This is a genomic window from Chitinophaga sp. H8, assembly GCF_040567655.1.
Taxonomy (GTDB): domain Bacteria; phylum Bacteroidota; class Bacteroidia; order Chitinophagales; family Chitinophagaceae; genus Chitinophaga; species Chitinophaga defluvii.
In genome coordinates, this window is record NZ_JBEXAC010000002.1 from 549,476 (window position 1) to 563,857 (window position 14,382).

Sequence of the window (14,382 nt, forward strand, 5' to 3'; positions counted from 1 at the left end):
ATGGCAGTAGGTTTCGTGTTACCAAACAATGTAAAACAGGAGCCGCTGTAACATTTCCAGCAGCGATCACTTACCTTTGCCCCATGTTAAAAGCAACTTTACTCAAAGCTACACAAGCCAGCGGGAAAATATTACAACAATATTTCAACGGACCTTTCGAGGTAAGCAGTAAAACTACCCTGAACGACCTGGTAACAGAGGTGGACAAGCGTTCTGAAACAGCTATCATAGACATTATCCGGGCAGAATATGCCGACCATTTTATCTTGAGTGAAGAAGTAGGTGAAATGAAGATGGCATCTCCATACAAATGGATCATTGACCCTATAGATGGTACCGTCAATTATGCTAATGGCATTCCCATCTGTTGTGTATCCATAGGGGTGGAAAAAGATGGCGAAATGATACTCGGTGCAGTATACAATCCTTTTATGAACGAGTTTTTCCTGGCAGAAAAAGGCCAGGGAGCCACCTTAAACGATCAACCTATACACGTATCTAAAAAAACAGACCTGGATAATGCCTTCCTCGTTACCGGTTTCCCTTATCATTATGATGAAATCCCCAATAGCCCGCTACTGGTGTTTGAACGCTTTATGAGAAAAGGAATACCGGTGCGCCGCCTGGGATCTGCTGCCATTGATCTCTGCTGGGTGGCCTGTGGTCGTTTTGATGGCTTCTGGGAACCTCACCTCCAGGCCTGGGACTCCGCTGCGGGTTACCTGATTGTACAGGAAGCAGGGGGTAAAGTGACCGACTATAGCGGACAGGTATATTCTCCTTATCAGAAAAAAATCCTGGCTACCAATGGCCATATTCATGAACAAATGCTGGAAGTGATCAACCAGTAAAGGCACATCCCTGCAATTGCATTAATTTTGCTGTCTGGATAGTGACCAACTACCACATATAACAATAATTTACAAAATGGATCAAGAAAGAACAGAAATTAATGACCTGGGTGAATTTGGCCTGATTGAATACCTGACCAGGAATATAGAAATACAAAATGCCGGTACTGTTTTAGGCGTGGGCGATGATGCTGCGGTGATCGATCATTTTGGCAAACAAACCGTGATAAGCACCGACATGCTGGTAGAAGGTATTCATTTTGATCTGATGTATACCCCACTGAAGCACCTGGGATATAAATCGGTAGTGGTTAACCTCTCTGATATATATGCCATGAATGCCACTCCTACGCATATTACGATGAGCATCGCTTTTTCCAACAGGTTTTCCCTCGAAGCACTCAATGAGTTTTATGAAGGCGTATACGCTGCCTGTGAGAAATATGGTGTAGACCTGATCGGAGGAGATACTACTTCCTCCAAAAAAGGTTTTGTGATCAGCGTAACTGCCATAGGTGAAGTAACTACGGATAAGTTTGTGAAAAGATCTACCGCCCAGCAAGGGGATCTCTTATGCGTTTCCGGTGACCTGGGTGCGGCTTATCTGGGACTTACGCTCCTGGAGCGCGAAAAACAGATTTACCTGGACAATCCACAGCTACAACCCGACCTGGAAAACCAAACCTACATCATAGGCCGGCAACTGAAACCGGAAGCCCGCAAGGATATTATTGAATTCCTGGAAGAAGCAGGTATCACCCCTACTTCCATGATGGATGTAAGCGATGGCCTCAGCTCAGAAATACTGCATATCTGCAAGCAAAGCAATCTGGGCTGTGTACTGTATGAAGAGAAGATTCCTATTGAAGGTGAAAGCAAGGAAATGGCTCTCAAATTCGGGCTGGATCCTACTGCATGTGCACTCAGTGGCGGAGAAGATTATGAGCTGCTTTTTACGATGAAACAGGCCGATTATGATAAGATTGTATTGAACGAACAAATCAGCGTAATTGGCTACATGACAGACATCAGCGAGGGTGCACACATCCTTACCAAAGGAGGCAATAAATTCAAACTGGTAGCCCAGGGCTGGAATGCATTCCAGCAATAAGCAATTACTATAAAAGGAAACAGGTAACATTGCCGGTTATACGGTGTGTTACCTATTCCCTTTTTATTACGATTAGTATTATTCGTTTACTGTTATTTTGATCGCCGGGCTGTTATGTGTAGGCGGCAGATCGCCTGCAAATACACAGAACTTAAGCTGATAAGTACCGGGCTTTTCAGGTACCGCTACTTCCATCCGGACAATCCTGCGTTGAATAGCTCTTTCCAACGTGAGGGCTGACTTCACTTCCGGTAAATTTTCTGTTTTACTGGTAATACCATAGCCCAGCAGCGCAGACCGGCTGGTATCTAACGGCACCTGTTGTCCATAGCCATTTCTAAGCTGGGCAATCACCGTGATTGTTTCACCTGGTTTGGCTTTCACCTCTTTTAACGCAGGGATCAGCTGTATCAGTGAGTAAGAATAGTAAGGGTTTTCAAGATGGAAATACCAGGTACCCTTGACAGTGGATACACTGTCTGTTGCCGGTAATTCATTCCTGGAGCCATAAGCTACCAGTACCTGCTTTCCCCAAAGCTTTTCTTCCATATGCCAGTAATTATACTGGCTGCGGCGCGCATAGCGGCTATTAATACTATAGGATTCATGTCCTGCATAGAACATGTATTTAGATGGCAACTGATAACTATTCAGGAATACCACCGGTTGGTTGCCTGCCTTTTTCTCCAATGCAGCGGCCCACTCCCGGTTATGATGTATTTCCGGCCTGATCTCTACATTGGGCATGAAATCCCATACCATATACACGCGTGCTATCAGCACGACAAAAAGGGTAACCGGCACTGAATAAAGCAGCCATTTAACAGACCATCCTTTCCTGATAAATGACTGATGTGCCAGTATCACTACAGGCGTAAACAGCATCACGGTCCAGTTAGCCTCTACCCTGCCTTTAAAAGTACTCAGCAGGAAGAAAGACATAACGCCTATCAGGCAAGCCTTCAGAGCACGCTCAAAAGTATTTTGAATGGGGCACCGGAACGCAAAGTATAACAACAACCAGCCCACCAGCGGCCCAAATAATAAGATTTGTCCAAAAACATAATCCAGTGTAAACGTAATATCGTAAGCAGAGGCATTACGCTCTACCAGATGATACTGGAGGGAAGGAAAATCATGTGCATACTGCCAGTATAAATGCGGAAAGAACAATACCGCTGTTAAAATACAGGCTACGTAAAACTTAAATACGCGTAGCAGGTTTATATTGGATATCACCGTAAAGAACACCAGCAGGATGCCATGATATTTACTATAAAACATCAATGCCATGCCCAGGCTCAGCAGTAATGTATTTTTCCAGCTCTGGTTTTCTAAGAAAGCCTTATAGAAATAGAAATAAAGGGTAGCGAAGAAAATTAATGGCACATCCGGCACAGCCAGCATACCACCTATCTGCATAGCGCCCATAGTACCCATGATCAGGTAAAAAAGCTTATTGTGTTTACGGGGGATCAGCTTGCAGGTTAACCAAAGGGATAGCACATTCAGGATCACCATCAGTACCCTTACGCCCAGCTCATTATGAAACAGCCCGTAGCCCAGCTTTATCAGCAGCGCCACCATCGGTGGGTGATCAAAGTAGCCCCAATCCAGGTGTTGCGAGTATACCCAGTAATACGCTTCATCATCCATCAACTCAGTAAACCCTGCCTGCAACAGTCCCAGCACAAGCCAGGAGAACAGGAATAAGTACTTGTATTGATCTTTTGTAAAAAAACGTGTAATTGCCCCCATGCTGCGAAGATAGGAATTAGGCGCTATGAATGTTCAATTTGGGGAGCGGGGAATTACGAGTAGGGCGACGGGTGCTCTCCTTATCAGCAATGCATTATATACAATGCAGTACCTGATACTGGTCGTCAAACACTACCATGTCTGCCTGGTATCCGGGAGCTATACGGCCCATTACATCCTCCCTGCCAATAACACGGGCTGGGTAAAGTGCGCCCATACGCAATGCTTCTTCCAGCGGGATACCCACTTTTTCTACACAGTTATGTACCGCCTTCAGCATGGTGAGGCTGGAACCACTCAGTATACCTGCAGTCGTAGCATAATGACCATTTTTCAGTGTATGCTGGTAATCACCTGTAGTACTGGAGGTAACAGCATCCGTAATCAGGAAAAGGCGTTGGCCCATGATCTTTTTGCTGATCCGTACTGCTGCAAAATCAACATGAATACCATCCACTACCACACTGGAGCATACACGGTCATGATCATAAATAGCCCCTACAATACCAGGTGCCCGGCTTTGCAGCGGAGACATGGCATTGAATAAATGGGTAGCCGCATCTATTCCGGCATTAAAACCTGCTGTAGCCTGTTCATAAGTGGCATTACTATGCCCGCCGGAAACCACCACACCAGCGGTGCGCAGTGCTTTAATCTGCGCAGGTGTACAGTTTTCCGGTGCCATGGTAATTATTTTTACAACATCATTGTTTTGGATGATCCAGTCAATGTCTTGCTGTGTGGGCACCTTAATATATTTTGAAGCATGCGCTCCTTTCTTTTCTTCATTAAGAAATGGGCCTTCGAGGTGAAGCCCTAAAAGTCCTTTTCCTCCCTGCTGCCAGTAGGTACGCACCATTACTATCGCGGCTTCCATTATTTCGCGGGAAATAGTAGGTATCGTGATCATGAAGTGTGCTGCTCCTCCTGCCCGGCAATAATCATTGGTAGCCGATAAGGCTTCCACGCTGGGGTGGGCAGAATAAAGCAATCCGTTGCCACCGTAAATCTGCAGATCAATCAATGCCGGAGCCAGCATAGCACCCTGTAAATCCACCACATTATCATCTGCCTTTATTTCGGCTACAGGTACCACACCGGTAATATGACCGTTATCCGTAATAACAGCATGACCGGTGATAAATTGTTCTCCCGTGAAAATGCGGGCATTCAGATATACTACTGGCATGAGCAACTTTTTTTTAAAGGATCTGGAACTTATCAGCATCTTTGAGGAAGGGAATATTCTTTCTTACTTCCTCCAGTCTATTACGGTCCAGTGTATACGTAAAGATGTCTTCATTATGTGATTGCTGGTAAATGATTTCGCCCATAGGGTCGATGAGACTGGTTTCACCGCTATGATAAATATCGTTTCCATCATTACCCACACGGTTTACGCCTATTACATAGCACTGGTTTTCAATAGCACGTGCCTGCAATAATGCTTTCCAGGCAGTATTGCGGCGCTCCGGCCAGTTGGCCACATATACCAGTACATCATACGCAGGAGCATTGGTATCGGCTGCTATACTATTACGCGCCCAAACCGGGAAACGCAGGTCATAACAGATATTCAGGCATATTTTCCATCCCTTTACCTGGGCAATCAGCCGTTTATCCCCGGCCTGGTATTGTTCATGCTCCCCGGCATATCCAAACAGGTGGCGTTTATCATAAGTACCCATGGTGCCATTAGGCAGCATCCAAACCAGGCGGTTCAGGTATTGCCCGTTTTCCTTAATGATCAGACTACCTGTAATAATGATCTTCTTCTCAGCAGCTTTTTGCTTCATCCACTGTACGGCACTGCCTTCCATTGTTTCTGCCAGCTTTTCAGGGCGCATGCTGAACCCTGTGCTGAACATCTCCGGTAAAAAAACGACTTCTGTATGTTCGCTGATACCATTAATCTTTTCATCAAACATCCCAATATTGGCAGCAATATTTTCCCAATGCAACTGGGATTGAATGAGCGTTACCTTTAAATCAGACATTACTATTTGCTTGTTGTAAAATATGAACAGTAAAATTACGTAGTACCTGCTTAGAAACTTTTTAAATTATAGGCGATTTATGTACCGGTATTTGCAATTTGTTCAAGTACATCCTGAATAAGCGGTGCTTCAAACCCTTTTTGCAGCAGGTATTGCATGGTTTTATACTTCCGCTTGAGTGCAGTATCCCCTTTGAGGGAGGTATACTTTTTCTCTGCCAGCCGGGTCAATACCTCATAATAATCGTCTTCATCTATTTCCTGCATACCCTTTTTAATACAGTAGTCAGATACCTGCTTCTGTTTAAGCTCAGTCTGTATTTTCTTCCGTCCCCACTGTTTAATCCTGAATTTCCCGCCGGCAAAAGCTTTGGCAAAACGCTCTTCATTCAGGTAGTTGTCCATGATCAGCAAGGCAATTGCCTCATCTACTTCGGGGCCACGCAATCCCAGCTCCAGGCATTTGTATTTCACCTCACTGTGGCATCTCTCCTGGTAAGCACAATATTGACGTAGTTTTTGTATTGCAGTAGTATTCTCCATATAAAAAAGCCGTGAGCGGTGCACTTTGAGCTGCGAGAGGCATCCCCAAAGCTCGCAGCTCACGGCTAAAAGCTATTTACCAGTTAATTAAGCGCTCGGTTGAACGATACGCAGTTTTGCGTAATTCAGCATTATCTTTTTCTCGCCGCCGCCTGTTGGAAAGATAACAGTAGCAATGCGATTATTCGGTGCACCTTCCAGGCTCTGGATGGTACCAAAACCAAATTTCTGATGTTCTATCCTCATGCCTACCTCCATCGTTGCCGGATCGTCGGGGGTAAACCCTTCTGTAGGGGTATGGGGACTTACCTTGGAAGGTGTATTCGGCATTGGTCTGGCAGTGCCCGGCGATGTTGGAGCAGGTGTTTTTTTCTTCATGGTATCGAACGGGCTACCGCTGGTACCCATTACACGTCCGCTACCACTGCCAAATGCGTTGCGCACACTTCCTCCGCCAGCATAGCTGCGGTCTATGAACTTTTCGGGCATCTCTTCCAGGAAACGGCTGGGCTCATTCTGTACCAGGTTGCCAAACCGGTAACGGCTATTGGCATAAGTAAGCCACAACCGGGCTTTGGCCCGCGTGATCGCTACATAGAATAAGCGGCGTTCTTCCTCCAGTTCTTCCCGCGTGTTGATAGACATCCCGCTGGGAAACAGGGTTTCTTCCAACCCTACTGTAAATACCACCTGAAATTCCAGCCCTTTGGCAGCGTGAATCGTCATCAGCTTTACCACATCACTGTTCTCATCATTACCCTGATCCGCATCAGTAAGCAATGTGATTTGCTGGAGATAGATCCCCAGGCTTTTGTTGTCCAGCAATTCTCCGTCTTCGGTAGGTGTTTCCGTAAATTCCTTTACAGAGTTCAGTAACTCCTGTACGTTCTCGTACCGGGCTAGCCCCTCTGTAGTTTTATCATTAAACAGCTCTTTTACAATATTCGTTGATTTGCCTACCTGCAGCGCCACATCGTAAGCATTCTGTTTGGTAAGTACTGCCTGGAAACTCTTGATCATCGTCACAAAGTTGTCTATCGCTTCCAGGGTACCGCCTTTAAAACCAAACTCCTGCGCACGCTCCAGTACTTCCCACATGGTAATATTGTGTTCATTACTGAAGATGATAATTTTCTCTATCGTAGTTTTACCAATACCCCTTACCGGGTAGTTGATAATACGCTTCAGACTTTCTTCATCGCGGGTATTGATAATGACACGCAGATAAGCTACAAAGTCTTTGATTTCCTTACGCTGATAGAAGGATACGCCTCCAAAAATGCGATAAGGAATGGCTTTACGGCGCAGACATTCTTCAAAAGCGCGGCTTTGTGCATTAGTCCGGTACAGGATAGCAAAGTCACGGTTTTCATAATGATTACGCAATTTCTGCTCTGCGATGGTATCTGCTACAAATTTCCCTTCTTCGTTATCTGTCATGGTGCGTACCAGCTTGATGGTATCCCCCTCGCCATTGTCTGTCCACAGTGCCTTTTCTATCTGGCCTACGTTATGTCCGATCACTTCATTTGCCACTCCCAGGATAGACTTGGTACTGCGGTAGTTCTGTTCCAGTTTCACCACTTTGGCATCGTCATAATCCTTTTCAAACTGCAGGATATTCTGGATAGTAGCCCCACGGAAGGAATAAATACTCTGTGCATCATCCCCTACCACGCAAATATTCTCATGTACGGCTCCCAGCAGTTTAATGATCTCGTATTGCACCGGATTGGTATCCTGGTACTCATCGATCATAATATATTTGAACTTGTGCTGGTATTTGTGCAGTACTTCCGGGAAGCCTTTCAGCAAGGTATACATCTTGAACAGCAGGTCATCAAAGTCCATAGCACCATTCTTGAAGGTACGTTTGGCATATATATCATATATTTTACCAATCAACGGGCGATTGGCGCGCATATCTTCCTGCTGTACGTAATAGTCCTGCTGATATTGTTCTGGCCCCATCAGGTTGTTCTTGGCAGCAGAAATGCGGCTGTAAACAAAGTTGGGTTTATAGTGCTTATCATCCAGGTTCTGCTCATTGATAATTGTTTTGAGCACGCTCTTTACATCATCCGAATCATAAATGGTGAAGTCATTGGGATAACCGAGGCGATGTGCTTCTGCCCGTAACAGGCGGGCAAATACAGAGTGGAAAGTACCGATGTACAGGTTACGCGCTTCGCTGCCCCCCAGGATCTTCTCCACACGTTCTTTCATTTCGCGGGCAGCCTTATTCGTAAATGTCAGCGACAATATGTTAAAAGCATCTACTCCATTCCGCATCAAATGTGCAATACGGGTGGTCAGCACCTTTGTTTTACCGGAACCTGCACCGGCGATGATCATTAATGGGCCATTGATTTGCAATACTGCCTCGCGCTGCCGCTCGTTCAGCTCATCTAAATAGTTTCCCTTCATCACTATTTACTGTTTATTGATAAGGTTAATGTTATTTGTTAATCGTAATTGATACGGAAGGGTGTAAAAGTACGATTTGGCAGCCGGATGGGCAAATGTGTTGTGCGGTTAAATAGCAACTGCTTCTACCGGCTTCATGCCCAGCGTTTTCATAAACCGGAAGTGTGACACTACCGCCGCCGACATGGTAGGCAGACAATGGTAGGGCAGGTTATGTTCAGCACACTTCGCCGCCACGATCTTGCTGATAGCAGGATAATGCACATGACTGATTCGGGGAAATAAATGATGTTCTACCTGGTAGTTCAGTCCTCCCACAAACCAGGAGATCACTTTATCTTCCGGAGCAAAGTTAGCGGTGGTTTTGATCTGATGAATGGCCCACTCATTTTCGATTACTTTAGCTTCTGTCAGGCCTACGGCATCAAATTCCGTTTCCTCTACCACATGTGCCAGTTGAAAAACGATGGCCAGGGTAAAGCCCATTACCAGGTGCATCACCGTAAATCCGATAAGCCAGGCTTGCCAGCCTACGCAGATAATCGGGATAACGATATAAAACACTATATATAATGCTTTGCTGGACCAGAATACAACATGATCACTTCTTTTCATGGGCTGTAATGGCGTCTGGTATACTTTTTTGTTCAGGTATTTTACAAAGTCCATGATAAATACCCAGGCAAAGGAAGAGATAGCATATACCAGGGGTACGTACAAGTGCTGGATCCGGTGGAGGGGTACCCAGCGTTGTGAACCACATTGCCTCATAATCGGGCTTTTGGCGATATCGTCATCCAGTCCGTCTACATTTGTATAAGTATGATGAATAACGTTATGTTTCTGTTTCCAGATAAAAGCATTTCCCCCCAATGCATTGAGGGTAAGTCCCAACAGGTTATTGATTCTGGCATTGGTAGAGTAGCTGCCATGGCAGGCATCATGCATTACATTAAATCCTATGCTGGCCAATACAAATCCCAATACGGCACTAAGCAGGATGCCCAGTATGGCCGGTTCGGGCACTACCAGGGCAGCAACGTAAAGGATACATGCCACGGGAATCAGGATGACCGTTTTAAGATATAATTGCCAGTTGCCGGTTTTTTTCAGATTATTCTCCTTAAAGTATTGATCTACAGATGATTTTAAAGATGAGAAGAACAGTGCATTTTTGTTGTTGAACGTTACTTTTGGCATAATAGGTTGTTGAGCCTGTTATAAAACAGGCTGGTTCAGTTTTACAGTTGTAAGATGTTAGTTAGTTCGCCTTACTATTAAGTATACTAACGGATTATTGGCGAAAATTATACTTTTTTGCCTGAAATCCAGGTTATTTAACAAATAATTATGTTGTGGGAATGCAGTAGGAACTGCTTTGGGCACACCAGTATACGGGGCCAAAGGTATCCAAAAAGGCACGCTTACGGCTGATAATCAACCGATAGGCAATTATTGTGGAGCAAGAGGATGGTCAGATAGAGATAATAAAACAGGGTTTGCCGGAAATGGTTACAGTTCAGGAAATGATTCCTGATAGGTGGTTCTCATTTTCAATGCCGGACAATACGCATTTTCAACATTTTACGTGCAAAATGGATACGGCTCTTTACGGTACCCAGTGGTTCATTGAGGATGGCTGCAATTTCATAGTACTTATATCCTTCAAAATACAGCAGAAATGGTTGTTTGAATATAACCGGCAGGTTATATACCGCCATTTGCACATCCTTTACCCGCAGGTCGGATTCTGCAAAGTTGCCTACTGCCGAAGGCTGGTGGCTCAGGAGATAATCCCCCATCGCATTGTCCAGCAAGCGGAATTGTCTGTTGCCTCTGCGGTAGTTGTTAATGAAGATATTGCGCATAATGGTATACAGCCATGCGCGGATGTTGGTACCGGCCAGGTATTTCTCCCTATTGGAGATAGCCCGGAAGAGGGTTTCCTGGTAAAGGTCTTTCGCTGATTCAGAATCTTTGGTGAGTGTAACCGCGTAAGGCCGCAGAAAATCAGCGTTGCCTAATAGTAAGTTGTCAAATTCTGTGGATGACATAATGGTTAACTTTAAGTTTTTACAATAAAAAGAAGGTAAAAGCGCTTTTTACCGGACAGATTTAAATTGCTCAATTGCGTTGCTCTTCAAAAATCCTGTTTACTTAATATTCTGTTCAAGCTGAATACCTGCCTATGTGCCTGCGCCGTTTCCTTATTCTGAAGGCCAGTGATATCAGCATGATCCCTGAAAAAATTGCATATACGCCAAACATCCACGTGAGAGTGAGTGCTGCTGCCAGAGGGTTGGCAGCCAATAAAATTCCAAAAATGACAGTGAGTAGTCCTCCTATGATATACCATCCTTCACCTATAATCACGTTTCTTAACCTGATAGCCAGTACGATTTCCAGTATACCAGCCAGCATAGCCCAGCAGGCAATGATATAGATGATAACAGCCCCGGTAGCAAAAGGATTATAAAATGTAATACCTCCGGCAACCAGGCCGGCTATACCAGCCAGCAGTAACAGGCCCCAGTTTTCATTGGTTTGCCGTGCTCCCAGTGCACCTATTACAGCAAAAAGACCACTCATTAACAAATAGGCGCCGAGGAAAATAACAAGTGTAGTAAAAGTAATGCCTGGCAAGATGATGCATAAAATACCCAATATCAATGCAAATATGCCACGAAGGAAAAATACCCACCAATAAGCGCTGAAGAAGTTCCGCATTTAGACCAGCTTTAAAGGTTCATAATAACAAGCTCTAACCCTTTAGCACAAACGAATTATACAGATATATTCATTTCAGTTACTCGGTACAACGTGCTCAGGAATCATTATGATGTGAGATAATTACAGAACGGCAAATTATCCGTATAAAAAAATAGGCTGCCTTGCATAAGGAGTCCAGGTACCAGGTAAACAATCGGGCATTTTACAGATAGCAGGTATTTTCATTACTGGTAATTTTATATGGTTACCAAATACTGGGGTTGAAATTGCTGTACTTAAAACAAACTATTAAAGCAAGCTATATAATTTCGGGAACTCCTGGAAAGTCAAACAAACACCTACACCCAAAACATGATTACTGAACACATGACGGTAAACCCATCCGCAAGCACTTATACAGCTGCTTTATTATTAACATTCAGACTCTATACACAATTTAATATTTTTTGTTCAAGATTACAAAACCTTTTTTTGATTCTTTTATTTACCGGTTTTCCAGTAGTAAAAGCGTATCTGAGCATATAAAGGCCAGGTACCTACGAAAGTAGCCATGCCACCCCTTCCAGCTATAAGAACAGGCATGGCATGCACCTCACAGCGGGGCAAAAAAAATCCGGCCACTGTCTGTAATCGCTTATCCACCCTCAGGCTTAAACGATAATAACAGTGGCCGGTACCTGGTATGTCTTATTTTATTTTTCGTTTCTGTCTACCACTAACCTTTCGTTACGGTTAGCAATATCCCAGGCAGTATAAAATACCAGCCGGGCCCTTTTAGCAAGCAATTCGTAATTAATTTTTTCTACGGTATCCGTAGGCTTGTGATAGTCGGCGTGTACACCGTTAAAATAGAATATAATGGGTATGTTATGCTGTGCAAACATGTAATGATCTGAACGATAGTAAAAACGGTTATGATCTTCCGGATCATTGTATTTGTAGTCGAGGTCCAGGTGAGTATGCATATTATTGGCCATTTCACTGATGGTCCGTAATTCAGAGCTCAGCTTATCATCGCCTATTATATATACATAGTTGGAATCCTTTTCGTGGTCGGGGTCTATCCGTCCTATCATGTCAATATTCAGGTCTGTTACGGTTTTCTCCAGGGGATATATTGGATTATCGGTATAATACCTGGAGCCCAGCAAGCCTTTTTCTTCTCCGGATACGGTCATAAATACAATGCTGCGGCGAGGGCCATAACCTGCTTTTTTAGCTTTCATAAAAGCCGCTGCAATTTCAATCACCGCAGAGGTACCGGAACCATCATCATCCGCACCATAGTATACTTTACCATCATGCACGCCCAGGTGATCATAGTGCGCAGTAATGAAAAGCACTTCTTCTTTTTTGTCGGCCCCTTCCAGGTATCCCAGCACGTTGCTGGTTTTCATATCATTTACCCCTTTGGCAAACCGGATCGTCACCTTATTGGCTGCCGCCTGATGATCCGGCTGTAACTGCTTGTTTACTTCCTTGCCCATGATCGCAGCTGCCAGCCGGGAGGAAACAAAATAGATATTCAGTTTAGATTCGGTGGGGTCATCTGAAGCTGTGTAGATACCGGACCTTTTGATGCGTTCGCTTACCGCTCCCATCCTGGCCAGGCTTTCACTGATCACCAGCACTGCTTTGGCCCCTTGGCTGACTGCCTGTGCGGCCTTTTTTTCCACAGAGGCCCATTCGGATCCCTGTCTGGTGCCGGACAGCAGGAAAGCAGTATCCCCCTTGCGCGGTTCTCCTTGTTGCAGGAGCACTACTTTACCCTTTACATCCAGTCCCTTGTAATCATCGTAGTTCCCTGTACTAATCCCGTATCCTGCATATATTACCTGGGCATTGCTGAGCTCTTCTGAGCGGTTATCCTTTACGCTGGCATAGTAGTCTTTCCCAAACTCGAATACCTCCTCTGCCACTGTAATGGTACTGCTGGTGAGGGTATCCTGGTAGAGTGAATAGAATTGTTCCCAGCTGCCTTTAGCACCTGGTTTCAGGCCCATTTGCTTAAACTGGTCTGCTATATATGCCGCAGCTTTATATTGCCCTTCCGTAGCTGTTTCCCGTCCCTGCATTTCTTCTCCGGCAATAACGTACAGTTGTTTCTTTACTCCTTCCGCATTGATGCCTTCTCCGAATTGGCGTTCTGCGCCAGTCCTGTTGACTACAGGCGCTGCTTTTTTCTTTTTGACTGTCTGCCCATTGACCGTAATAGCGGCTAACAGGCCTAAGCTAATGAGTGAAAATACCTTCATAATGATTGATTAAAGATGAATCCTGTTGTTGTTACCCACAGTAAGGTGAAAATAACCGGAGTTACCTTCTTCTGGCCGCAGTAATAAAAAAACCGGGGATAACATATTCCCGGTTTATATTATTTAGATTTTATTGTCTTTTGTTGGCTAACAGGTACGTACCTGTAGCTTTGCAGTACTTATAAAACAGGGCTGCAATATTACAAGCAGGCCATTTTACGTACCCTGTCTTCATGGCGGCCGCCTTCAAAAGGCGTATTCATGAATACATCTACCATTTGCTGGGCTACTGCCACATCCACAAATCTGGCAGGGATACAAAGCACATTGGCTTCATTATGAGAGCGTGCCAGCCTGGCCAGTTCTTCGCCCCAGCAAATAGCTGCGCGGATACCCTGGTGTTTATTGGCCGTAATCGCCACCCCATTCGCACTACCGCAAATGAGTATGCCAAAAGAAGCCGCTTCCCTTTCCACCGCTGTAGCTACCGGGTGTGCATAATCAGGATAATCTACCGAATCTTTGGAATGTGTACCCATGTCTTTTACCTGAAGGCCTTTGCTTTCGAGGTAAGAAATGATTTCTTCCTTATACTCAAACCCTGCGTGATCTGATCCGATTGCTACCGGCAATGCGGGATTAAAAATTGCTTCCATGATAAAAAGGTTTATAGTTGCCGGGGGCAGGTATTTCACCAGCCCCGTTTACCAG

General features: G+C 44.8%; 12 protein-coding genes. 2 read left to right on the top strand and 10 right to left on the bottom strand.

Annotated elements, in window-relative coordinates; translation table 11 throughout:
* Positions 1–83 precede the first annotated feature (83 nt).
* Both ABR189_RS16070 and thiL read left to right on the top strand, forming a co-directional pair.
* Complete coding sequence (locus ABR189_RS16070; RefSeq protein ID WP_354661470.1) at positions 84–851, top strand: inositol monophosphatase family protein; 768 nt, start codon at positions 84–86, stop codon at positions 849–851.
* A gap of 76 nt (positions 852–927) precedes the next feature.
* A complete protein-coding gene (gene thiL, locus ABR189_RS16075; RefSeq protein WP_354661471.1) occupies positions 928–1,962 on the top strand; it encodes a thiamine-phosphate kinase in 1,035 nt (344 codons plus the stop codon).
* 78 nt (positions 1,963–2,040) lie between these two features.
* Here the strand turns inward: thiL and ABR189_RS16080 are convergent, their stop codons facing one another.
* From ABR189_RS16080 to rpiB, 10 genes are all read right to left on the bottom strand, one after another.
* Positions 2,041–3,720, bottom strand: a complete 1,680-nt coding sequence (locus ABR189_RS16080; protein ID WP_354661472.1) for an ArnT family glycosyltransferase — start codon at positions 3,718–3,720, stop codon at positions 2,041–2,043.
* Between the two features lie 94 nt (positions 3,721–3,814).
* The gene (gene nagA, locus ABR189_RS16085) at positions 3,815–4,909 is read right to left on the bottom strand and encodes an N-acetylglucosamine-6-phosphate deacetylase (protein ID WP_354661473.1); all 1,095 of its coding nucleotides are present in this window, start codon (positions 4,907–4,909) and stop codon (positions 3,815–3,817) included.
* Between the two features lie 13 nt (positions 4,910–4,922).
* Positions 4,923–5,717, bottom strand: coding sequence for an amidohydrolase (locus ABR189_RS16090; protein WP_354661474.1), 795 nt, complete (start codon positions 5,715–5,717; stop codon positions 4,923–4,925).
* A gap of 77 nt (positions 5,718–5,794) precedes the next feature.
* Positions 5,795–6,259: a regulatory protein RecX gene (locus ABR189_RS16095; RefSeq protein WP_354661475.1), complete on the bottom strand. Its 465-nt coding sequence runs from the start codon at positions 6,257–6,259 to the stop codon at positions 5,795–5,797.
* An 87-nt stretch (positions 6,260–6,346) separates the two neighbouring features.
* A complete protein-coding gene (locus ABR189_RS16100; RefSeq protein ID WP_354661476.1) occupies positions 6,347–8,686 on the bottom strand; it encodes an ATP-dependent helicase in 2,340 nt (779 codons plus the stop codon).
* Positions 8,687–8,794: 108 nt separating this feature from the next.
* A complete protein-coding gene (locus tag ABR189_RS16105) occupies positions 8,795–9,886 on the bottom strand; it encodes a fatty acid desaturase family protein (protein ID WP_354661477.1) in 1,092 nt (363 codons plus the stop codon).
* Positions 9,887–10,239: 353 nt separating this feature from the next.
* Positions 10,240–10,740, bottom strand: coding sequence for an RNA polymerase sigma factor (locus ABR189_RS16110; protein ID WP_354661478.1), 501 nt, complete (start codon positions 10,738–10,740; stop codon positions 10,240–10,242).
* A gap of 115 nt (positions 10,741–10,855) precedes the next feature.
* Positions 10,856–11,413 carry an HdeD family acid-resistance protein gene (locus tag ABR189_RS16115; RefSeq protein ID WP_354661479.1) on the bottom strand — a complete coding sequence of 186 codons (558 nt, stop codon included), beginning with the start codon at positions 11,411–11,413 and terminating at the stop codon, positions 10,856–10,858.
* A gap of 695 nt (positions 11,414–12,108) precedes the next feature.
* Positions 12,109–13,671: a M28 family peptidase gene (locus ABR189_RS16120; protein WP_354661480.1), complete on the bottom strand. Its 1,563-nt coding sequence runs from the start codon at positions 13,669–13,671 to the stop codon at positions 12,109–12,111.
* Positions 13,672–13,871: 200 nt separating this feature from the next.
* Positions 13,872–14,327 (bottom strand): ribose 5-phosphate isomerase B, encoded by a 456-nt coding sequence (gene rpiB, locus ABR189_RS16125; RefSeq protein ID WP_354661481.1) that lies wholly within the window; start codon positions 14,325–14,327, stop codon positions 13,872–13,874.
* Between the last annotated feature and the right edge of the window lie 55 nt (positions 14,328–14,382).

Bases quoted from the DNA above. Each gene is read 5' to 3' on its own strand.
- ABR189_RS16070 (WP_354661470.1), top strand. From the start codon at position 84: ATGTTAAAAGCAACTTTACTCAAAGCTACACAAGCCAGCGGGAAAATA.
- thiL (WP_354661471.1), top strand. From the start codon at position 928: ATGGATCAAGAAAGAACAGAAATTAATGACCTGGGTGAATTTGGCCTG.
- ABR189_RS16080 (WP_354661472.1), bottom strand. From the start codon at position 3,720: ATGGGGGCAATTACACGTTTTTTTACAAAAGATCAATACAAGTACTTA.
- nagA (WP_354661473.1), bottom strand. From the start codon at position 4,909: ATGCCAGTAGTATATCTGAATGCCCGCATTTTCACGGGAGAACAATTT.
- ABR189_RS16090 (WP_354661474.1), bottom strand. From the start codon at position 5,717: ATGTCTGATTTAAAGGTAACGCTCATTCAATCCCAGTTGCATTGGGAA.
- ABR189_RS16095 (WP_354661475.1), bottom strand. From the start codon at position 6,259: ATGGAGAATACTACTGCAATACAAAAACTACGTCAATATTGTGCTTAC.
- ABR189_RS16100 (WP_354661476.1), bottom strand. From the start codon at position 8,686: ATGAAGGGAAACTATTTAGATGAGCTGAACGAGCGGCAGCGCGAGGCA.
- ABR189_RS16105 (WP_354661477.1), bottom strand. From the start codon at position 9,886: ATGCCAAAAGTAACGTTCAACAACAAAAATGCACTGTTCTTCTCATCT.
- ABR189_RS16110 (WP_354661478.1), bottom strand. From the start codon at position 10,740: ATGTCATCCACAGAATTTGACAACTTACTATTAGGCAACGCTGATTTT.
- ABR189_RS16115 (WP_354661479.1), bottom strand. From the start codon at position 11,413: ATGCGGAACTTCTTCAGCGCTTATTGGTGGGTATTTTTCCTTCGTGGC.
- ABR189_RS16120 (WP_354661480.1), bottom strand. From the start codon at position 13,671: ATGAAGGTATTTTCACTCATTAGCTTAGGCCTGTTAGCCGCTATTACG.
- rpiB (WP_354661481.1), bottom strand. From the start codon at position 14,327: ATGGAAGCAATTTTTAATCCCGCATTGCCGGTAGCAATCGGATCAGAT.